The organism is Halalkalibacter sp. HAAS-P013, assembly GCF_056619925.1.
In genome coordinates, this window is record NZ_JBWQTU010000015.1 from 63,245 (window position 1) to 84,295 (window position 21,051).

Sequence of the window (21,051 nt, forward strand, 5' to 3'; positions counted from 1 at the left end):
ATCAGTTTTTCATTTGTGAAACGCTCTCATTTTTCACTTAAATCATCCAAGCATGCACTCGTGATTTAGAGTCAGATACATTATTATACTATTAACTTCTATAATAGTTAACCTACGTTAACATGCTTGGAATCGATTTCATCTTGTCGTACTAGTTTGTTACTTTCTGAGTTACGCTAGACAATTGAACTGGCTTTCCTGTTTGAAGCGATTGTTTCGCAGCTTCTGCAATTCTTTCTGCTTGAAGTCCATCGAAGCCAGTACAAGTAATTTCATAGTTTTCTAGACAAGCTTTTGCAAATTCCGTTACTTCATTAATATACGCTTGTGTGTAACGTTCAAGGAAGAAGTAAAGCGGCTTATCTTTTGTTACAGTTTCAGCTGTTGAAACTTCAACATTCGTTGCACGATTATTGTCAGCTTGAGCCGTTCCTTTGTCACCAAAGATTTCAACACGCTGATCATAACCATATACAGCTTGACGGCTATTATCAATTACACCTAGTGCTCCATTCGCAAACTTCAATGTGATTATCGCTGTATCAATGTCACCAGCTTCACCGATAGCCGGATCTACGAGAACGTTTCCATGAGCGGATACTTCAACTACTTCACTGCCCATTACATAACGTGCCATATCAAAATCATGTATTGTCATATCCATAAATAGTCCACCAGAAGATTTCACATAATCAACATTTGGAGGCTCAGGATCACGCGACGTGATTTTTAAGATGTGCGGAGTTCCGATCGTGCCGTCCTGTACAAGTGAGCTAATTCTTTGGAAATTCGGATCAAATCGACGGTTAAACCCGATCTGGATCTTGACGCCAGCCTTCTCAACCTCTGCAAGTGCTTCTTCTGTGTCTTCTACTGAGAAACTAACTGGTTTTTCGCAGAAAATATGTTTCCCTGCTACAGCAGCTTCTTTAATTAAATTTGCATGTGTCGTTGTTGGAGAACAAATAAACACGGCATCAATTTCTGGATCATTTAATAATTCTTTATAATCTGTTGTTAACACATCGATCTGTTTCTCTTCCGCCCAAGCTTGAAGATGATCAATAGCAACATCTGAAACACTTTTCACATGAATTTCTGGAACTAATCTTAAATTATCAACATGTAATCTACCAATTCGTCCTGCACCAATAATTCCTAACGTTAATTTATTCATTTTTATATTCCTCCTACTCGCTGATTAAGCGCTTACCCAAAATGTAAAAAAATTAAGCGCTTTCTTAAATCCTATTATAAACACCTTATAATTAAAATACAAGGTAATTTATAATTTATTTCCATACTGTCAATTACCATTTACTGCATTAATGGTATGTAATTTCTTAACATTCACTTGCTTTTTTCAATTGCTTTAACAAATTGATGATGTTCACTACTTTTTCGGTAAAGCGCTTTCCTTAATTGTTATTTTAACTCAACGTCATTTAATGTTCAATCTTTTTTTGAAAAATTTCAAATATGATTCTTAAAGCTTCATAATTATAGAGGATTTTCACGTCTCGCTACTACTTTTAAAACAACACTTATTGAGTTGAAAACATATATCAGTTAACGATTTACCACTTTATATGTTTCCTTGATTTGCTGTCGGAAAGATAATGAAGTGGCTTTATATTGAATTGAAAGCAGATGCTTCACCAGTTCAATATTTAAATAACTATCGGAGTAACAATTAGATTCGCCCTCTTCTAAATTATGGTAAGATTAAGTCATAGATAGTCTCATCAAGGAGAGAAAATATGTTCAGTTTCGATAATTACTTATTTGCCCTACTCGTCGTCTTAGTTCCCGTATTCGTGTACTATTCTTACTTTTATAAGAAGGAATACACAAATGAGAATTCTTTCTTATTCGGCATACTTTGTTGTATATCCATTATACTTTCGATGACTTACCCTCTTGAACTTAGCAATGGACACATATATGATTTACGGACCATTCCATGGCTCCTGGCCTTTCTTTATGGCGGGCTTAATATGGGGATTCTCGCAACAGCATGTATCTTCATTTATCGACTTATTATAGGGATTGATTTTGGTTTTTTTATCACTTTATTTGCATATAGTACGTCTGCCATTACGGTTCTAATGTATTTGAAGAAATATAGGAATTTTAATTTGAAGGACAAACTAAGAACAAGTTTCATTTTAACCTTCATTAATACGCTGCTTGTCTTAGCTGGTTTATTGTACCCTTACCGGAATTTAGAATTTATAAATCTCCCTATGTTCTTAACCTATTTTATTGTCTCTCATTTGGTTACTATTATGATTATGATTTTCATCATAGAAACCTTACGGGAGGCTGAACAGAGTAAATTGAAACTTCAGCAAGCGGAGAGAATAAAGGTCGTAGGGGAATTAGCCGCATCTGTAGCACATGAAGTACGGAATCCATTAACGGTCGTCAAAGGATTTATCCATATTTTCAAAAACGAATCCAACCTAACGACTTCCCAAATCAGCTCTCTTGAGTTAATGGACTCAGAATTACAAAGAGCTGAAAAAATTATACATGACTATCTATCTCTTGCAAAAACGAACACAACCGACTTAGAAAAGCTAGACGTGATTGACCTCGCTAAAAATGTCATTGGCGTCACAGAATCGTATGCTCTATTAAAAGGAGTAACGATTTTTAATCAATTACAAGGTTCTTATTATGTAGCGGCTAACCGCAGCGAACTGAGTCAAGTGTTTTTAAATATCATAAAGAACGGCATTGAGTCGATTAATGGGAAGGGTACGTTGACATTGAGCGCATCAAAAACGAAAGGCTATGTCCAGATCGACATTACCGATACAGGAAAAGGAATGAGCGAAGAGGAAATCCAACGCTTAGGTATCCCTTTTTATACAACGAAGGATCAAGGTACAGGATTAGGGACGATGTTTTGTTATAAAACCATTGGTCACTTACAAGGGGAAATAAAAGTAAAAAGTAAACTAAACGAGGGATCAACCATTTCGATCTTGCTTCCGTTATGTAAGGACTAAATGCAAACCTAGTAAGCCCGCTATGAATATGTTTTTAGCGGGCTTACTGTTTTTTCTTATTCCTTATCAAGGTGCTCTCTTTCACGGTGAAAAATATAATTGGGACAGATACACGCTCCGCTTTACTCTGCCCTTTTTTCCCCTCTATAAGTCCTCTCCATTACTTTCAATTACTTGTTTATACCAATGGAATGATTTTTTCCTCTTTCGTTCTAGTGTTCCACTTCCATCATCATTCTTGTCGACGTAAATAAATCCATAGCGCTTCGACATTTCACCAGTTGACATACTGACTAAGTCAATACACCCCCAGCTTGTATAACCCATGAGATCCACACCATCTTCTATGGCCTCTCCCATAGCTTTTACATGTTCACGCAAGTAATCAATCCGGTAGTCATCATTAATAGAGCCATCTTTCTCTCTCTTGTCATATGCACCTAAGCCATTTTCAACAACAAATAGCGGAACCTGGTATCTTGAATAAAGCTTGTTTAAGCTGATACGTAAACCAATAGGATCTATTTCCCAGCCCCAATCACTAGCTTTAAGGAAAGGGTTTTTCACTCCTCCAACAATATTTCCTTGTGCTTTTTCCTTTTCGGTCTTTTCTTTTTTATCCGTACGGGACATATAATAACTTAAACCAATATAATCGACCGTACCTTCTTTTATTATTTTCAAATCTCCATCCTGAATGTCTAATTCGATCTTTTTTTCCTTAAAGTAACGCTTAACGAAAGCTGGGTACTCACCACGTACATGGACATCTGCACAGAAAAAGTTAAACAACTCCTCTTCCTTTAAAGCATACATAATATTTTCTGGATTGCTATCGTAAGAATACACGGGTGCAAAAAGAATCATACAGCCAATTTTCGCATCCGGAATGATTCCCTTACAGGCTTTTACGGCAAGGCTACTGGCAACAAATTGATGATGAAATTCCTGGAAAGTCTCCTGATAACGACCTTTTTCTGTTTGAGGAGAGAAGCCCATACTCATAATCGGCATCTTCAAAGCTCCGTTGATTTCGTTAAAAGTCATCCAGTATTTTACTTTATCCTTATAACGCTTTAGAATCACATTCGTATATTTCTCAAAGAAGCTAACAACTTGGCGACTTCTCCAACCGCCATATTCTTTTACTAAGTGCAACGGCATTTCATAGTGGGAAATCGTAACGACTGGCTCAATGCCATATTTGAGCAATTCGCCAAAAACCCTGTCGTAAAAAGCCAACCCCTCTTCATTCGGTTCTTGCTCATCACCATTTGGGAAAATCCTTGTCCAAGCAATCGACATACGAAATACTTTGAAGCCCATTTCCGCAAACAGTGCGATATCTTCTTTGTAGCGATGATAAAAATCAATGGCTTCATGATTAGGATAATGGTATTTTTCACGGTCAATTTCAAAATTAAATCCAGATGACATTAATATGTTAAGGCGCTCTTTGCCGCCCGGCAGAACATCGGCAATATTTAAGCCTTTATTCCCTTCATTGAATCCACCTTCTATCTGGTTCGCTGCCGTAGCACCGCCCCATAAAAAACCTTCAGGAAATTTCGCCTTTACTTCCATTCCTCTTAACGCTCCTTGTTAGATCAATAAGTTAAACAATCAATAGTATGCCCATATACAATTTGGCAATCATCACACACCACAGCGGAACACGCAAGTTGTTTAAGTAGATAACCATTGGCCCAAGCAAAGCGATTTTTCCTTCTTTCCTCACTATAATATCTGTTCTAATGTGCAGACTAATTAAAGGCTATTTTTGTATAAGCATAGAATAGTAAAGAACGTACTTTTTATTCAGCTCCAACATCGACTACGATTGCTAATAGAGATTGAAAGGAAATTATGAATATGATAACAGATATGCAGTTGGTCTTTCTCATTTTAGTCATTACGACTATCTGCTTTTTGGTGCCACGATTTAGAGCCGATCTAGTTGCGATCAGTTCTTTGCTCACTTTATTGTTAACTGGTCTCATTACTGTCCCTGAAGCGTTCGCTGGATTTTCAAATAGTGTCGTAATAATGGTTGCCGCTTTATTTATCGTTGGTGCAGGCGTTTTCCAAAGTGGATTAGCGCAGAAGGCAGGGGATTTACTTATTAAGCAAACGAGAAATAGCGAATGGAAATTAACGATTTTTATGCTCGTTTTAGTGGCTGTATTAAGTGGTTTTATCAGTAATACAGGAACGGTTGCGATTCTCCTTCCGATTGTTGTCAGTTTAAGTAGACAAATGAAGCTTCATCCCGGAAAGCTTTTGATCCCTTTAGCCTTCGCGAGCAGTATGGGGGGAGCTCTAACACTGATCGGAACGGCGCCAAACTTAATTGCCAGTCAAAGTTTACATGATGCTGGTTATGGTGAACTCTCCTTCTTTTCGTTCACACCAATCGGTCTGATTATGCTAGCAGCAGGTATCCTTTTCTTATGGTTTGTTGGTCGAAAGATGCTCGATAAACCCGCAGAGAATAACACAGGTACAACTATAGAGTTTGTTGCAGCGGAGCTAGTGGAAGAATACGGAATTTCAGATTATTTTTACGCAGTGAAAGTACCAAAGGAAAGCAAGTTCATTGGTCGTACGATCGCACAGCTTCATTTGCCAAGTACATACCATATTACGGTGTTAGAAATGATAAAAGAAGAAACAACCGCACTTTCACGTCTAAGCGGACGTAGTCAGCCTCAACGGATTACGGTGGAACCGAGTTATGTAGTGGAAGTCGAAGATATTTTTCTCATCTACGGAGAAGAAGAAGCACTGACAAAGTTCGTTGCTGATACCGGTCTAATTATCGAAAAAGGAGCCTCCTATCAACTCGAGGAAGGTCATCTAGCGGAAGTTATCTTAACTCCACAGTCCAGATTAATTAATCAGACGATCAAGCAAGTCAAATTCAGAGAAAAATACGGATTAACCGTTTTGGCAATGAAGCATCAATTTAAAAAGGCAAAACGAGCTTCAGCAGACGAAACATTACTTTATGGAGACTCGATCCTCGTCCACGGAAAGTGGAAGGATATTAACCTTCTTTCCTCTGAAAAGAATGACACCGTCGTATTGAAATCGGCTGCCGAGGAAACAGACCTTGCGAATCAGACACAACAAAGTGTCATTGCCGGGATTATCCTCTTTGGAATGCTCCTTGCCATGGTACTCGAATGGGTTCCAGCAGTCGTCTCGATTGTAGTCGCTGCTGTACTCATGGTTTTGACCGGATGTGTAAGACAGACGGACCAAGCGTACCAAGCGATTAACTGGCAAACCGTCATCCTGATCGCGTGTATGCTGCCAATGGCTACGGCATTAGAAAACACTGGTGGTGTCACGTTTATGTCAGAAGGACTCATACAAAGCTTAGGGGCTATTGGGCCATTTGCTGTTCTTGCAGGATTATACGGTCTTACATCATTGTTCAGTCAATTTATCAGCAATACAGCTACAGCGGTTTTGTTGTTTCCCGTTGCAATATTAACCGCCGAACAAATGGGTGTGAGTCCATTACCAATGGTTATGGCCGTTGCCTTTTCTTCTAGTATGGCGTTTGCTACACCTGTAGCTACTCCACCTAATGCGATGGTTATGGCTGCAGGCAAGTACACATTCCTTGATTTTGTCCGTGTAGGTGTCCCTTTACAGCTAATTATCGCTCTAATCGCCATATTATTGCTGCCGTTGTTTTTTCCTTTTTAGCACGTTTAAATTACGGTAATTGAAATTTAACTACTATTTAACACTTACCTCCTTGCTGCATACTGATTGAACCTTTTTTAGTCCTCACCGCAAACAGTGATTATGGGAGTATGATTTACGTATATAAATCATACTCCCATAATCCAAGTTGTCCTTTCGCTGTTAGGAATTCATCCAACATCCTCATGTCCTCAATTTCCCAAACATACCCTCCCACTTCTAAAACCCTATATCCCCCTTTTTAATCCAACCAATTGTGTTCGTATTATTTAAATGATGAAAGAACAATTTATCTTCTGTTTCAGTTGCACCAGTGATTTCTGTATATGAGCTATCTGGGTCTTGTAAATCAGCTAAGATATCTCCTGACTCATTAATTGCTATAACATGAGAATATCCGTTACCTTTAGGCAGTAGAAACGATGGTAATCGCATAGCGATAGAACGAAGCCATGGTTTGTTAGCACTGTAGTCCAAAAAGTCGTTTCGAGGATAAATTAATCCGATCCAGTACCTTCCATCCTTCCCTTGCTTGATGTTATCAGGCAAGCCTGGTAAATTATCAACTACTATTTGTGCAGATTTATCCTGTTCAAGTGCACTGATGTTTTCTGCAGTTACGTCTAGTTTCCAAACACGATATTTGCCTGTTTCGTTTATTACTAAATGCTGTTCATCTTCGCTTAAAGCAATTCCATTTGCAAAACTTAAGTCATCCATTAATACACGTGTCTGTTGTGTTGTAGGATTGTACTCCAATACCCTTCCCGTACTGCTATTCGCTAATATGTCTTGTTCACCAGCTTTCCCAACATCACCGATTTCCTTTGCCTTCACAAATAATGAAGCATCAGAAAAATAAATCAAACCGTTTGTTGCCACTACAACAGCGTCAGCAAAATGAATCGGATATCCACCGGCGGAATCTGTTAGAAGTTCTATCTCTGCTCCCCCATCAAGGTTAGTCACTCGAAGCAATCCTCCATGTTTTCCATACAAAGGATCGGCAATGATAAGCGCTCCCTCAGAATCGAAATCAAATCCAAGCGGACGTCCCCCCGTATTTACGACAACTTCACTTTCTGATCCATCAGGGCGAACGCGAATCAATTCTCCACCCTCCATCGCGGCATACAGCCAATTATCTCGATACACAATATGCTCTGGTTGTTTAAAATGATCAAGTTCGATAAATTCCATCCCCGCTAACCTACTATTCACTTTATGAGGACCTGTATATCCTTCCGACTGCGGAGCATCCCAATAAGGAGGATGGATCGGTACAGGCCATAACAATAAATAAAGCGTGAGTAGGAATAACCCACTTAGAACGATAAATAAATAACCTTTCTTCTTTAGCTTCATAATCTTTTTCCTTTCGTATATGCTGAGGGCTGGCAGTATTAATAGAAACGAGCGGAAGTGAAAGATATGAACAACGGGACAGTTCACTTCACTAATCCCCTCTCTCTACTTAACCACTTAAGGAATAAGAGAAATTTTCTCACTGGCACCACACCTCTCCTCTTGCTTTCTAATTCACGTTCATAAATTTTTCTCAACACCCAATGCTCGAAATCTGTTTAATTATACCAAGTTTGAAAGAATACTAGTATCTCTTAAACTTCTTTTTCATGTAAAGGAAGCGCAAGTCCCCCTCACTTCTCTTGCTTCCAATAAAGAAAAAAAACGATCCTCCCACGAGAATCGTTACTCAACAACCTATTTAATTGCTTTACTTACTTTCAACTTCTTCCCTTTAATCGTCGTATTTTCCATCGCTTGTAACACGATTGAACCTTTACCATTTAAAATATCAACATACGTTAACGTATCCTGAATCGTAATAATACCAATATCCTCTACAGTTACACCTGGAATTTTGGCAATGGTCCCAACAAAATCAACTGGTCGAAGCTTTTTCTTTTTACCTCCAGTAAAATGAAGCTTCATAATATCTTTATTGATACGCGCCGTTTTGTTATTTTTTACAATTCGACGTCCACTCATTTTTTCGTCAAACGCATCTTTTGAGCTAATTACTTCGCTCTGACTAGGCATTTCTAAAGGAGTGATCTCATAACCGATGTATTTCTCAATAGCTTTCAGATATTTGCCCTCACTTGCTGTTGCAAATGTAATCGCTTTGCCTTTATTTCCAGCACGGCCGGTTCTTCCTGTTCGATGAACATAGCTTTCTCTTTCCATTGGAACATCATAATTAATAATGAGAGTCACATTATCAACGTCAATCCCTCTAGCTGCAACATCGGTTGCAATCAGATAACGAAAATCGCCATTTCTAAAGCCATTCATCACGGCAAAACGATCTTCTTGCTCTAATCCTCCGTGGAGCTTTTCACAAGAATAATCAGAGTCCAGTAACTCTTTAAATATTAGATCAACATGTTCTTTGGTATTGCAAAAAATGATACAACTATCAGGATTTTCAATAATTGTTACATCTTTCAGTAGAGCAACTTTCCCTTCTTCTCTCACTTCAATGATCCGATGCTCGATCATATTCGCGGTTCCTTCAGATGCTTCTATCTCAATATGAACTGGTTCTTTCATATATTTATGACAGAGAGCTTCCACATCTTTAGGCAGCGTAGCAGAGAAAACCATTGTCACTCGGTTATCAGGTAATTGTTGAATGATCTTTTCCACATCATCTATAAAGCCCATATTTAACATTTCATCTGTCTCATCTATAATCAGGTACTTGATCTGATCTAAAATCAAGGTTTCTCTTTCAATATGATCCGTTACTCTCCCTGGAGTCCCTACAACGACATGTGTTTTTTGCTTCAACTCTTCTTTTTGTTTCGAGAAAGGCTCTTTCCCGTATAAAGCTATCGCTTTAATTCGTTTAAACCTTCCAATATTCGTAATATCCTCTCGCACTTGAGCGGCAAGTTCTCGCGTTGGAGTCAAAATCAATGCTTGCGGCTTTTTCTCTTCCCATTCAATCATTTCGCAAATAGGAATCCCAAAGGCTGCTGTCTTTCCACTCCCCGTTTGTGATTTTACAACAAGGTCCTGTTGGTCGATTGCTCTTGGGATCGTTTTCGCTTGGACCTCTGTTGGAGAGTTGAATTTCATTACCTCAAGTGCTCTTTTTATCTCATCACTTATTTTCAATTCATCGAAATTTGATTTATTCATGCGCAACCTCTTTTTCTGGTTATTGTTTTATATAGGTTCTCTCAAGAAATTCATCATATACAAGCAAATGAATAAGCAGAAAACCTATTTTTAGATATAAAAAAAGGACCCTTACTAGAGTCCTTTTCCTTACTTAATATGCTTTGTTAACGTTGACAGCTTGAGGTCCACGTTGACCTTGCTCAACGTCGAACGAAACGTTTTGGCCTTCATCTAATGATTTAAATCCTTCGCCTTGGATAGCTGAGAAATGTACGAATACATCATCTCCACCTTCAACTTCAATGAAACCGAAACCTTTTTCTGCGTTAAACCATTTTACTGTACCTTGTTGCATGTGTATAATCTCCTTGTGTGGACGAAGCCACTATTTATTACTATTGTTGCTCAAATGATATCAAAGGCGAAAAGTTTAAATACTAATTCGTAATTTGAAACAGCCCGAACAAAAATAACTTCTTAAATATAGCATAGATATTTTTATAAAGCAACAAGTTACTTGTTAATTAATACGATTGACTAGAAAAACTTATCATCTATTGGCATTCTCGTAACAGCATGTATCTTCATTTATCTTCTTATTATAGGGTTTGATTTTGGTTTTTTTTATCACTTTATTTGCGTATAGCAATGTATTTGAAGAAATATAGGATATTAAATTTAAAAGAAAAACTAAGAACAAGTATCATCTTAACCCTCATTAATACATCACTAGTCTTAGCGGGTTTATCTTACTCTTACCGGAATCTAGAATTTATAAACCTCCCTATGTTTTTGACCTATTTTATTATCTCTCATTTGGTTACTGTCTGTAATTATGATTTTCATCATTGAAACCTTACGTTAGTCTGAACAAAGTAAAGTGAAACTTCAGCAAGCGGAAAGAATAAAGTTCGTAGGCGAACTAGCGGCATCTGTCGCACATGAAGTACGGAATCCATTAACGGTCGTCAAAGGATTTATCCATATCTTCAAAAATGATTCCCGCTTAGGTCCCCCTTTTTATACAACGAAGGCTCAAGGGACTGGGTTAGGGACGATGTTTTGTTATAAGACCATTGGCCACTTGCAAGGCGAAATAAAGGTAAAAAGCAAACTTAACGAGGGATCAACCATTTCGATCTTGATTCCGTTGTGTAAGGACTAAATGCAAACCAAGTTAGCCTGCTATGAATATGATATGTTCATAGCGGGCTAACTGTTTAATCTAAGTTTTGTCCATTTGATTCAATTACTTGCTTATACCAATGGTAGCTTTTCTTTTTCAGACGTTTTAACGAACCATTTCCTTCATTTTCCTATTATGAGCCTTGGGTTCTCCCCAGCTACAGAAGATGTTCGTCTTCAAGAAAGCTTCCAAGGCTTACACCACCAGTTTGTTGCGAGCAGCCTAACTGTAAAAGCTTGTCACGACATCATTCCTGGTTCGCAAATTGGTTGTATGTTAATTTATATGCCTGTTTATGCGTATGATTGCAATCCACAAAATGTCCTGCATGCCATGAAAGAAGAGCAAGTCTTTAACTATATTTGTGGTGATGTTCATGTTCGTGGGGAGTACCCTGCCTTTTCCAAGCGTTTCTTTAAAGAAAATGACATTAACATCAAAATGGAAGATGGCGATTTAGAAACACTTAAGCAGTACCCAGTTGACTTTATTTCTCTCAGCTATTATATGTCTCGTACAGAAAAGAAAGAGCTAACAGAAGAGGAAAAAGCGTCAGCAAACCTCATAGCTGGTGTGAAAAATCCACACCTTAAAGCAAGTGACTGGGGCTGGGAAATCGATCCAACAGGACTGCGAATTGGCTTAAATCAACTATACGATCGTTACCGCGTCCCTCTTTTTGTAGTAGAAAACGGTCTTGGTGCATACGACACTGTCGAAGAAGATGGTAGCATCAATGATGATTATCGGATCAACTACTTACGTGAGCATATTAAAGCGATGGGTGAAGCCATTGAGGATGGCGTTGAATTAATGGGCTATACAGCTTGGGGTTGTATTGATCTTGTTAGTATGTCAACAGGTGAAATGTCGAAGCGCTACGGTTTCATTTATGTTGACAAGCAGGACGACGGAAGTGGCACCCTTGAGCGTAAGAAGAAAAAATCTTTCTATTGGTATCAAAATGTGATTGCGACGAATGGAAAGGAATTGGAATAAAGGAAAAAGCAAAGATCAAGAGTCCATGTGGCTCTTGATCTTTTTCATGCGCAGGAAAAGGACATGTTATCTCTTTAAAAACTATTAGAATGCCTCTGCCAAATGATTTTCAGCTACCAAAAAGGCATTTAAATAAAATTGTTAGTTTTCTTATTGCTCTACATTTGGCTCCTGTCACCATTAACTAAAAAATAAGTAGACTGCCCCCTCTGAGACAGTCTACTTATTTATTTGTTTAGTAGAATCTCGGATAATTAATTCGGAATCAATGACGATAGATTCAGCTGTGTCCCTTGCTTTTTTGTTCGAGCTCGTTACTGCTTTGACTATATCTAGTATCATCTTTGCAGCACTTTCGCCCATCTTACTTTTAGGATGTTGGATTGTCGTCAATTTAACTTCCGTTGCATTGGCCATAAAGGAATCATCAAATCCTACAATCGAAATATCTTCAGGAACTTGAAGATTTTTTTCTCTAATAACATCAAGCAGTCTAATTGCTAGTTCATCATTATAACAAACAATAGCAGTTGGTACGTCTTCATCTACGGATAACTTCTCCCGCAAAATTTCAACTGGTTTCGTTACTTTCTCTTCGGAACTGTAGGTTACGATATTACTCGGGTCAATGAAGATCCCATGCTCACGGTGTGCTTTAAGATATCCCTTCATCCGTTTATTACCTTGTATATCATCCGTTTTAAAGAATCCAACAATATTGGTATGTCCCAATTCAATGAGATGCTCTGTTTGAATATAGCCACCCTTCTCATCATTCATCGTAATGCTAAGTGGATCTAATTCATCATAAAAAGCATTGATCATAATATATGGGATATTTTTTCTTTCTAAGTTTAAATAATAATTAATATTTGGATTAAATAATGCACTTTTAGTTGGTTCAATAATAACACCATCAAAACGCTGTGTTAAAATTTTTTTTAGTGCCTTTCGCTCGTTTTCATGATTATTATTTGTGCTAAATAAACTAACATGATACCCGTGCTGACTTAGATAAGATTCCGCTCCTCTAATGATAGACGGAAAAATATAATCGGAAATGTACGTCGTGATAATCGCAATACTCTTTTGATTACTTGCATTCGTACTTGCTTCAACTTCTGACCGGTCTACACAAAACGTCCCCGCACCCTGCTCTCGATATAACCAGCCTTGAGTGACGAGCTCACCAATAGCAACACGGACAGTATGTCGACTGACGTCAAATTGTTTCATCAATTCACTTTCCGAATAAATCTTTTGATCAGGTTGGAATGTGCCGTCAAGTATTTTAGACATAATCGCTTGTTTTACGATATTGTATTTTGTTTCGATATTCATCCACCTCCATAACACGCAGCTCTCTTCATTATAAATGAAACTTTAATACTTAGGGTAAAGAATACAAAGGAAGTAGAGATTTAATTCTCTTAAACCTCTACTCCATTGATGCTATCTTCTCCAAATTACTTCATTCCATTTTAATTCATTGCGAAATTGTCTTACTTTCGTATCCTTATCGATGACAACCACTTCTATTTTTGCCATATCAGCAAAATCGTATAATTGTTCTGTTGTTACATCAAAAGAAAATACCGTGTGGTGTGCACCACCAGCATAAATCCAAGCTTCTGTAGCTTCACTTAATGATGGTTCCGGCTTCCACAATACTTTAGCTACTGGTAAATTGGGTGTCTCAATCGTTGGCTGTTCAGCTTTTACTTCATTAATTACTAGACGGTATCTACCACCTAGTTCTACAAGGGAGGCATTCACTGCATCGCCACCTCTACCATCAAATACTAGACGTGCCGGATCCTCTTTTCCACCGATGCCTAGAGGGTTAACAACAATTTTAGGTTTAGAAGCAGATACAGTCGGACAAATTTCAAGCATATGTGAACCGAGAATCAATTCATTACCAGGTTCTAAGTGGTACGTATAATCTTCCATGAAAGAAGTTCCTTTATTACTTGAAATAATTTTCATTAGGCGTAGTAATGCAGCTGTTCTCCAGTCACCTTCACCGGCAAATCCATATCCTTCTGCCATTAGACGTTGCGCAGCTAGCCCTGGAAGTTGCTTCATCCCATGTAAATCTTCAAAGTTTGTGGTAAAAGCATTGTAATTTCCTTTAGACAAGAATGCTTTTAAACCTAACTCAATACGTCCCTGCTCAAGGATAGAGTCTCTAACCGCTCCTGGCTCACTCGCTTCTGCTGGGAGCTCATATAATTCACTATACTCTTTATAAAGTAAATCTACCTCATCATCAGTTACTTTGTTCATCTCTACAACGAGATCACCAATACCATAATAATCTACTGTCCATCCAAATTTAATTTGTGCTTCAATTTTATCTCCATCAGTTACCGCAACATTTCTCATGTTATCACCAAAACGAGCAACGCGAATATTCGGACCTTCTGTCACACCTACAGCTGTATTCATCCAGCTACCTACTTTTGTTGTTACATCTTTGCTCTGCCAATGTCCAACAATCACTTTTCTTGAAACATCCATACGAGTTCCAATAAATCCATACTCTCTATCACCATGAGCTGCTTGGTTCAAGTTCATGAAGTCCATGTCGATATCATCCCATGGGATATCACGGTTAAATTGGGTATGCAGGTGAAGCAATGGTTTTTGTAGAGCAGTTAGCCCTGCGATCCACATTTTTGCCGGAGAGAAAGTGTGCATCCAAGTAATTAAACCCGCACAATTTTCATCTGCATTTGCCTCAATTGCTAGTTTCTTAATTTCATCTGCAGTTTTTACAACAGATTTGAATACTATATTAAAAGGAAGGTCTCCTTCTTTATTTAACCCTTCTACAACTTCCTGTGAGTTGTTTGCTACTTCGCGTAATGGTTCTTCTCCGTATAAGTTTTGACTTCCAGTAACAAACCAAAATTCATAAGGTCTTGTTTGTAACATTTGAATTCCCCCTAAAATTTTATAATAGAATCATTACTCACGTACAATCGTTTCATGACATGATAGGCTTCGTGCGAAATCGACGTATGCATATTTAATTACTTAATTCTCTCCGATTGCTTCTGCCCATAATATGCATTTCCACCATGTTTTCTTAAATAGTGTTTATCTAATAACGCTTGATCCATCGTTTGGATTTCCGGGTTAATTTGATATGTGTGAAAATTCATTTTCGCTACTTCTTCTAAAACAACCGCATTATGCACTGCTTCATATGGATCTTTCCCCCAATTGAATGGAGCATGACTATGTACTAGTACACTAGGAATCTGCATAGGGTCAATTCCCTCAAATGTTTCGACTATGACATTCCCAGTTTCCAGTTCATACTCACCTTGTATCTCTTCTTCTGTCATTCTTCTCGTACAAGGTACGGTACCGTAAAAATAATCCGCTTGCGTTGTTCCTAATGAGTGAATAGGTTTACCCGCTTGGGCCCAGCCTGTTGCCCAAGGAGAATGTGTATGAACAATCCCCCCAATGTCAGGAAAGTTGCGATAAAGAACTAGATGTGTGGGTGTATCAGATGACGGTTTTAAATCACCTTCCACAATATTCCCCTCTAAATCTAGTACAACCAAATCTCCTATAGTCAACTCCTCATAAGGAACTCCACTTGGCTTAATAACCACTAAACCTGCCTCTTTATTGATACCGCTTACATTCCCCCAAGTAAAAGTCACCAACCCATATTTAGGTAAAGCTAAATTCGCCTCTAACACCTGCTTCTTCAAGCTCTCTAACATTAGTTGTTCAGCTCTCCTTTCAACCAACCAATAACTCGTACGTATAACTTTCCTTGCGTAATTAAATATTAACGCAACTTGTACGTATAATCAATAAATATTTTTAAAGAAGAGAATATAGTTTGTCATGGTCGCCTGAGGAAAACGTAAGTGTTTGCACCGTCCAGCGGCAACAAACATTCAAATTCAAAATAGCAAAAAACGACAGGGATAACTCTCTCCCCTGTCGCGCTATAAATCCCTTCTATTTATTGATGATTTTCTACCGCCGCCCTTTCGATCGCTAGTCCACCCTTGTAACGTTCCATAAATCGCTCATAACCTTCAACATCTTTCGGGTCTGGAGATACCGTCTTCACTGCTTGACCTACAAATACGTTCTCGTTTAAATACTCTTCCAAAGTTTCTTTTTCCTTTTTGTTAATCATATACGATCCAAGCAGAGCAATCCCCCATGCTCCGCCTTCTCCTGCAGTTTCCATAACTGAAACAGGAACATTAAAAGCAGCGGCCAAAATACCTTGTCCGACACCTTCTGTTTTAAATAATCCGCCATGACCTAAAACTTCATCCAGTTTTACATTTTCTTCTTTAAGCAAAATATCCATACCTATTTTCATCGCTCCAAATGCTGTAAGTAAATGAACACGCATGAAATTAGCAAGATTGAAATTACTACCTGAAGAACGTACAAACAACGGACGTCCTTCTTCAAAGTGGGTTATATGTTCACCGGAAAGATAGCCATAAGATAATAGGCCGCCGCCATCTGGATCTCCTTGAAGGGCTTGCTTAAATAAAGTTTCATATAACTTATTCGAGTCACCTTCGATACCTATTGCAGCTAAAAATTCTTCAAATAATCCTACCCATGCATTTAAGTCTGAAGAACAGTTATTGGAGTGGGCCATCGCTACCAAATTTCCTGTTGGTGTGGTCACAAGATCAATTTCAGGATAGACTTTGGACAAATCTTTCTCCAATACAACCATTGCAAATGCAGAAGTCCCGGCCGAAACATTACCAGTACGTTTCGCTACACTGTTTGTGGCAACCATACCAGTTCCTGCATCACCTTCTGGTGGACAAAGCGGAATACCCGCCTGCAGCTCTCCGGTAACATCCAGAAGTTTTGCACCTTCTTCTGTAAGTACACCAGCGTTTTCACCCGCTACCAAAACATTTGGAAGAATCTCCTCCAAGTTCCAAGATAGGTTCTTAGGGACAACCAATTCATTAAACTGATGAATCATTGTTTGATTATAGTTCTTCGTGTTCAAATCAATCGGAAATACGCCAGATGCTTCTCCAACTCCCAAAACCTTCTGTCCTGTTAGTTTCCAATGAACATAACCAGCTAGCGTAGTTAGGAAATGAATGTTACTAATATGTTCTTCCTGATTCAAGATAGCTTGATACAAGTGAGCAATACTCCATCGTTGAGGAATTTGATAGTTAAACAGTTCTGTCAATTCTTTCGAAGCCCGTTCGGTAATATTGTTACGCCACGTACGAAAAGGTACTAAAAGCTCTTCATCTTCGTCGAACGCCATATACCCATGCATCATTCCACTAAAACCAATTGCGCCAACTGTTTGCAAGGTGATACCATACTGCTGTCTCACATCATTAGCCATCTGTTGATAGCTGGCTTGTACCCCCTCCCAAACTTCCTCCACACTATATGTCCAAATATGATTCACATAGCTATTTTCCCAGACATGGCTACCAGTTGCGATCGGTGCATGATCTTCACCAATAAGAACGGCTTTAATTCGAGTTGATCCAAGTTCTATTCCAAGTACTGTTTTCCCACTTTGAATTGCATTTTTCACATCAAGATTCATATAATTTTCCTCCAATACTAAATTCGTAACCGCTTACATAATCTGTGTAATGAAACCACTTAGGTGATGTTATATCGATCTCTATTTCCCATTAATCAAATTGACTAGCCTTAGATTATCAGCAAACCTTTTCTAAAAATGAACCGAAAAATCTTGTACGTATATATATATATGATTTCAACCTTCATAGTACTACAACTAGTACGTACAATCAAGTGCAATCTTGTTGTGAATGGGACAGCCTCCTCTCAGTCTTGTAAATCAATTAAGGGATCACCTACTCATTCATTGCTACTAAAAAATAAGTGTATCATGATATAAACTATACTATCTTTACTTCTTCATTCCCTTTCACATTCAAGGACAAAGTGATGAATTAAATAAAGGGTTTTGTATATACATATAGAAAAGCTTAAAATGAGATATGTAAGTGAGAGAACTTGTGAACCTTTATTTCTATGAACCCCCGTAATTGGAAAGTGTTTCCTTACAAAATTCTCATCCACGGTTCGCTCATTGAACAAAAGAAAACCCTTTTATAAACTTCCCCTCTAAACATAGTAAGCTATCATTCCACCTATAGTTTCTACTATGAAGGTGTTAACAAAGGCATTCGAAATGATATTTTTTTGAACATAAGTCATTCTTCTTTACTTTAGCTGATATTTTATTATAATGATTACATAAGAATAATTATTGTAAATTAGTATGTATTTCTTACGACTAGTTGCATAATTATCTACTACTATATGTAGTTAAAAAAGGAGGAGTAAACATATGGACACTAAAAACAATACTACCACTGGAAAATGCCCGTTTTCGCACGGCAGCGCTACTAGTAACAGCTCTACTGTTACAACAAATAAAGACTGGTGGCCAAATCAATTAAACTTAAATATTTTGCATCAGCATGACAGAAAAACGAACCCTATGCGTGAAGACTTTGATTATACAGAAGAATTCCAAAAGTTAAATTACGATGCTCTTAAAAAAGATCTTCATGACTTAATGACAGACAGCCAAGATTGGTGGCCTGCTGACTATGGTCATTATGGTCCATTCTTTATTCGTATGTCTTGGCACGCAGCAGGTACATACCGTACTGGTGACGGCCGTGGTGGCGGCGGAACTGGTAACCAACGTTTCGCACCTCTTAACAGCTGGGAGGACAACGGTAATCTTGATAAAGCTCGTCGTCTATTATGGCCGATTAAACAAAAGTACGGTAACAAAATCTCTTGGGCCGATTTGCTCCTTCTAACAGGTAATGTCGCGATTGAATCCATGGGTGGTAAGACATTTGGTTTTGGAGGTGGACGTGCTGACATTTGGCATCCTGAAGAAGATATCTACTGGGGTTCCGAAACTGAAATGTTAGGTGATAACCGTTACACAGGCGACCGCGAGCTTGAGAATCCTCTTGCTGCCGTTCAAATGGGTCTGATCTATGTGAACCCAGAAGGTCCAAACGGAAAACCAGATCCAATTAAAAGTGCTCACGACATTCGCGAAACCTTTGGACGTATGGGAATGAACGATGAAGAAACCGTTGCGCTAATTGCCGGTGGACACACGTTTGGTAAGGCACACGGAGCAGGCGATGCTTCACATGTTGGACCAGAACCAGAAGCTGCTCCTATTGAAGCACAAGGCTTAGGCTGGCTAAGCACTCACGGTAGCGGCAAAGGCGCTGACACCATCACGAGTGGACTTGAAGGTGCTTGGACGGCTAACCCAACAAAGTGGGATAATGGTTACTTTGATTTATTATTTGGATATGAATGGTGGCTGACTAAGAGTCCTGCAGGCGCATATCAGTGGATGGCTGTAGACCCTGATGAAAAAGATCTTGCACCAGATGCTGCAGATCCATCAAAGAAAGTTCCAACGGTTATGTTCACCACTGATTTAGCATTGCGTCATGACCCAGCATACGAAAAAATTGCGCGTCGTTTCCATGAAAATTCGGAAGAGTTTGCCGATGCCTTTGCTCGTGCATGGTTCAAACTACTTCACCGTGATATGGGTCCTAAAGCAAGATATCTAGGTCCAGAGGTCCCTGAAGAAGATCTTATCTGGCAAGATCCTGTCCCAACTGTTGAGTATGAATTAACTGATGCAGAAGTAGCTGAACTGAAAGAAAAAATCCTAAATTCAGGACTTACAGTAAGCGAGCTAGTCACAACGGCTTGGGCTTCAGCAAGTACGTTCCGCGGCTCAGATAATCGCGGTGGTGCAAATGGTGCCCGCATCCGTCTTGCTCCACAGAAAAATTGGGACGTGAATCAGCCGGAACAACTTGAAAAAGCCCTAGCTGTATTTGAAGACATTCAAAGTCAATTAGATAAAAAAGTAAGCATTGCTGATTTGATTGTACTAGGCGGGAGTGCGGCAGTTGAAAGAGCTGCACAAGATGCAGGCTTTGATGTTACGGTTCCTTTTGCTCCTGGTCGTGGCGATGCTACAGAGGAGCAAACAGACGTAGAAGGCTTTGAAGTGTTAGAACCGGTCGCTGATGGCTTCCGAAACTATCAGAAGAAGAAATATAGTGTGAGTTCAGAAGAGTTGCTAGTAGACAAAGCTCAACTGCTTGGCCTTACTGCACCAGAAATGACTGCACTTATTGGTGGTATGCGTGTTCTAGGTACAAACCACGCTGGTACTGAGCACGGCGTATTCACGGATCGTGTAGGCACACTCTCTAACGACTTCTTTGTTAACTTGCTTGACATGGGTGTAGAATGGAAGCCTGTGGACGGCGACGTATTTGAAGGTCGCGACCGTAAGTCAGGTGAAGTCGTACGTACAGCAACGAGAGTGGACCTTGTATTCGGATCGAACTCCGTGCTTCGTGCGATTGCCGAAGTGTATGCTCAAGACGATAACAAAGGGAAGTTTGTAAATGACTTTATCGCTGCTTGGGTGAAGGTCATGAACGCAGATCGTTTTGATCTAAAGCTTAAGAAAGCTGAACTAACGAACAATTAAAGGGTAAGGAAAAACCGCCGTCAGTTAGTGACGGCGGTTTTTCTTTTTACTGATTAATAGTAACAACAGGTTGACCTTGTCGCTATCGTCATCTAATCATATTGACTCTCGGATCCTTAAAAAAAGATCTTATTTCACGTGTTAAGATGATTCTCTCAAAAATCAAATAATGGGTAGAGGTATTTCCACTTTTTAAGTACAATTTATTGTATATACTCTTAATTTAAAGGGAATTTGATCAGTATTCTTTTGAAACAAATTAAGAACATACTGCCTTTCTGTCCAACTTGACTATTTTACTGTCGGAAGTGGAAGTTTTACTGTCGGAACTAGTGAATATACTGTCCAAACTCCTTATCTTTCTGTCGAAACGACATTATAAGCGTTGGCACAACGCACTT

Annotated in this window: 13 protein-coding genes and 1 pseudogene; 5 read left to right on the forward strand and 9 right to left on the reverse strand. The window is 38.8% G+C overall.

Annotated features, from left to right (window positions below):
• Positions 1 to 151: 151 nt before the first annotated feature.
• Positions 152 to 1,177 carry an inositol 2-dehydrogenase gene (gene iolG / locus AC1FXP_RS18965; RefSeq protein ID WP_480063556.1) on the reverse strand — a complete coding sequence of 342 codons (1,026 nt, stop codon included), beginning with the start codon at positions 1,175 to 1,177 and terminating at the stop codon, positions 152 to 154.
• A gap of 583 nt (positions 1,178 to 1,760) precedes the next feature.
• Here iolG and AC1FXP_RS18970 point away from each other — a divergent pair.
• A complete protein-coding gene (locus AC1FXP_RS18970) occupies positions 1,761 to 3,017 on the forward strand; it encodes an ATP-binding protein (protein ID WP_480063557.1) in 1,257 nt (418 codons plus the stop codon).
• Positions 3,018 to 3,161: 144 nt separating this feature from the next.
• On the opposite strand, the gene AC1FXP_RS18975 is transcribed toward AC1FXP_RS18970, so the two are convergent.
• Positions 3,162 to 4,601, reverse strand: a complete 1,440-nt coding sequence (locus AC1FXP_RS18975) for a glycoside hydrolase family 1 protein (protein ID WP_480063559.1) — start codon at positions 4,599 to 4,601, stop codon at positions 3,162 to 3,164.
• A 288-nt stretch (positions 4,602 to 4,889) separates the two neighbouring features.
• Here AC1FXP_RS18975 and AC1FXP_RS18980 point away from each other — a divergent pair, with 288 nt between their 5' ends.
• A complete protein-coding gene (locus tag AC1FXP_RS18980) occupies positions 4,890 to 6,734 on the forward strand; it encodes an SLC13 family permease (protein WP_480063560.1) in 1,845 nt (614 codons plus the stop codon).
• A 219-nt stretch (positions 6,735 to 6,953) separates the two neighbouring features.
• Here the strand turns inward: AC1FXP_RS18980 and AC1FXP_RS18985 are convergent, their stop codons facing one another.
• The 3 genes from AC1FXP_RS18985 to AC1FXP_RS18995 all read right to left on the reverse strand — a co-directional run bounded on the left by AC1FXP_RS18985 (position 6,954) and on the right by AC1FXP_RS18995 (position 10,239).
• Complete coding sequence (locus AC1FXP_RS18985; protein WP_480063561.1) at positions 6,954 to 8,099, reverse strand: SMP-30/gluconolactonase/LRE family protein; 1,146 nt, start codon at positions 8,097 to 8,099, stop codon at positions 6,954 to 6,956.
• Positions 8,100 to 8,456: 357 nt separating this feature from the next.
• Positions 8,457 to 9,902, reverse strand: a complete 1,446-nt coding sequence (locus tag AC1FXP_RS18990; protein WP_480063562.1) for a DEAD/DEAH box helicase — start codon at positions 9,900 to 9,902, stop codon at positions 8,457 to 8,459.
• Positions 9,903 to 10,035: 133 nt separating this feature from the next.
• A complete protein-coding gene (locus AC1FXP_RS18995) occupies positions 10,036 to 10,239 on the reverse strand; it encodes a cold-shock protein (RefSeq protein WP_480063563.1) in 204 nt (67 codons plus the stop codon).
• A gap of 525 nt (positions 10,240 to 10,764) precedes the next feature.
• Here AC1FXP_RS18995 and AC1FXP_RS19000 point away from each other — a divergent pair.
• Together AC1FXP_RS19000 and AC1FXP_RS19005 are read left to right on the forward strand one after the other, a co-directional pair.
• Positions 10,765 to 11,049, forward strand: a complete 285-nt coding sequence (locus tag AC1FXP_RS19000) for a histidine kinase dimerization/phospho-acceptor domain-containing protein (protein ID WP_480063564.1) — start codon at positions 10,765 to 10,767, stop codon at positions 11,047 to 11,049.
• Positions 11,050 to 11,181: 132 nt separating this feature from the next.
• Positions 11,182 to 12,069: pseudogene (locus AC1FXP_RS19005) on the forward strand (glycoside hydrolase family 1 protein); the annotation flags it as partial.
• Between the two features lie 219 nt (positions 12,070 to 12,288).
• Here AC1FXP_RS19005 and AC1FXP_RS19010 read toward each other — a convergent pair.
• The 4 genes from AC1FXP_RS19010 to AC1FXP_RS19025 form a co-directional block, all read right to left on the reverse strand.
• Positions 12,289 to 13,404: a substrate-binding domain-containing protein gene (locus AC1FXP_RS19010; RefSeq protein WP_480063578.1), complete on the reverse strand. Its 1,116-nt coding sequence runs from the start codon at positions 13,402 to 13,404 to the stop codon at positions 12,289 to 12,291.
• Positions 13,405 to 13,521: 117 nt separating this feature from the next.
• On the reverse strand, positions 13,522 to 15,009 hold the full coding sequence (gene araA, locus AC1FXP_RS19015) for an L-arabinose isomerase (RefSeq protein ID WP_480063565.1): 1,488 nt from the start codon (positions 15,007 to 15,009) through the stop codon (positions 13,522 to 13,524).
• Between the two features lie 98 nt (positions 15,010 to 15,107).
• The gene (araD, locus tag AC1FXP_RS19020; RefSeq protein ID WP_480063566.1) at positions 15,108 to 15,815 is read right to left on the reverse strand and encodes an L-ribulose-5-phosphate 4-epimerase; all 708 of its coding nucleotides are present in this window, start codon (positions 15,813 to 15,815) and stop codon (positions 15,108 to 15,110) included.
• Positions 15,816 to 16,063: 248 nt separating this feature from the next.
• Entirely contained in the window at positions 16,064 to 17,662 is a 1,599-nt protein-coding gene (locus AC1FXP_RS19025) for a xylulokinase (protein ID WP_480063567.1), read from the reverse strand.
• A gap of 777 nt (positions 17,663 to 18,439) precedes the next feature.
• On the opposite strand from AC1FXP_RS19025, the gene katG reads away from it, so the two are divergent.
• On the forward strand, positions 18,440 to 20,650 hold the full coding sequence (gene katG, locus AC1FXP_RS19030; protein WP_480063568.1) for a catalase/peroxidase HPI: 2,211 nt from the start codon (positions 18,440 to 18,442) through the stop codon (positions 20,648 to 20,650).
• The last annotated feature ends 401 nt before the right edge of the window (positions 20,651 to 21,051 follow it).

What these genes read in the sequence shown, in the direction of transcription:
- araA (WP_480063565.1), bottom strand. Translation starts at nt 15,009, where the DNA reads ATGTTACAAACAAGACCTTATGAATTTTGGTTTGTTACTGGAAGTCAA.
- katG (WP_480063568.1), top strand. Translation starts at nt 18,440, where the DNA reads ATGGACACTAAAAACAATACTACCACTGGAAAATGCCCGTTTTCGCAC.
- AC1FXP_RS18985 (WP_480063561.1), bottom strand. Translation starts at nt 8,099, where the DNA reads ATGAAGCTAAAGAAGAAAGGTTATTTATTTATCGTTCTAAGTGGGTTA.
- AC1FXP_RS18990 (WP_480063562.1), bottom strand. Translation starts at nt 9,902, where the DNA reads ATGAATAAATCAAATTTCGATGAATTGAAAATAAGTGATGAGATAAAA.
- AC1FXP_RS18980 (WP_480063560.1), top strand. Translation starts at nt 4,890, where the DNA reads ATGATAACAGATATGCAGTTGGTCTTTCTCATTTTAGTCATTACGACT.
- AC1FXP_RS18970 (WP_480063557.1), top strand. Translation starts at nt 1,761, where the DNA reads ATGTTCAGTTTCGATAATTACTTATTTGCCCTACTCGTCGTCTTAGTT.
- AC1FXP_RS19025 (WP_480063567.1), bottom strand. Translation starts at nt 17,662, where the DNA reads ATGAATCTTGATGTGAAAAATGCAATTCAAAGTGGGAAAACAGTACTT.
- AC1FXP_RS18975 (WP_480063559.1), bottom strand. Translation starts at nt 4,601, where the DNA reads ATGGAAGTAAAGGCGAAATTTCCTGAAGGTTTTTTATGGGGCGGTGCT.
- iolG (WP_480063556.1), bottom strand. Translation starts at nt 1,177, where the DNA reads ATGAATAAATTAACGTTAGGAATTATTGGTGCAGGACGAATTGGTAGA.
- AC1FXP_RS18995 (WP_480063563.1), bottom strand. Translation starts at nt 10,239, where the DNA reads ATGCAACAAGGTACAGTAAAATGGTTTAACGCAGAAAAAGGTTTCGGT.
- araD (WP_480063566.1), bottom strand. Translation starts at nt 15,815, where the DNA reads ATGTTAGAGAGCTTGAAGAAGCAGGTGTTAGAGGCGAATTTAGCTTTA.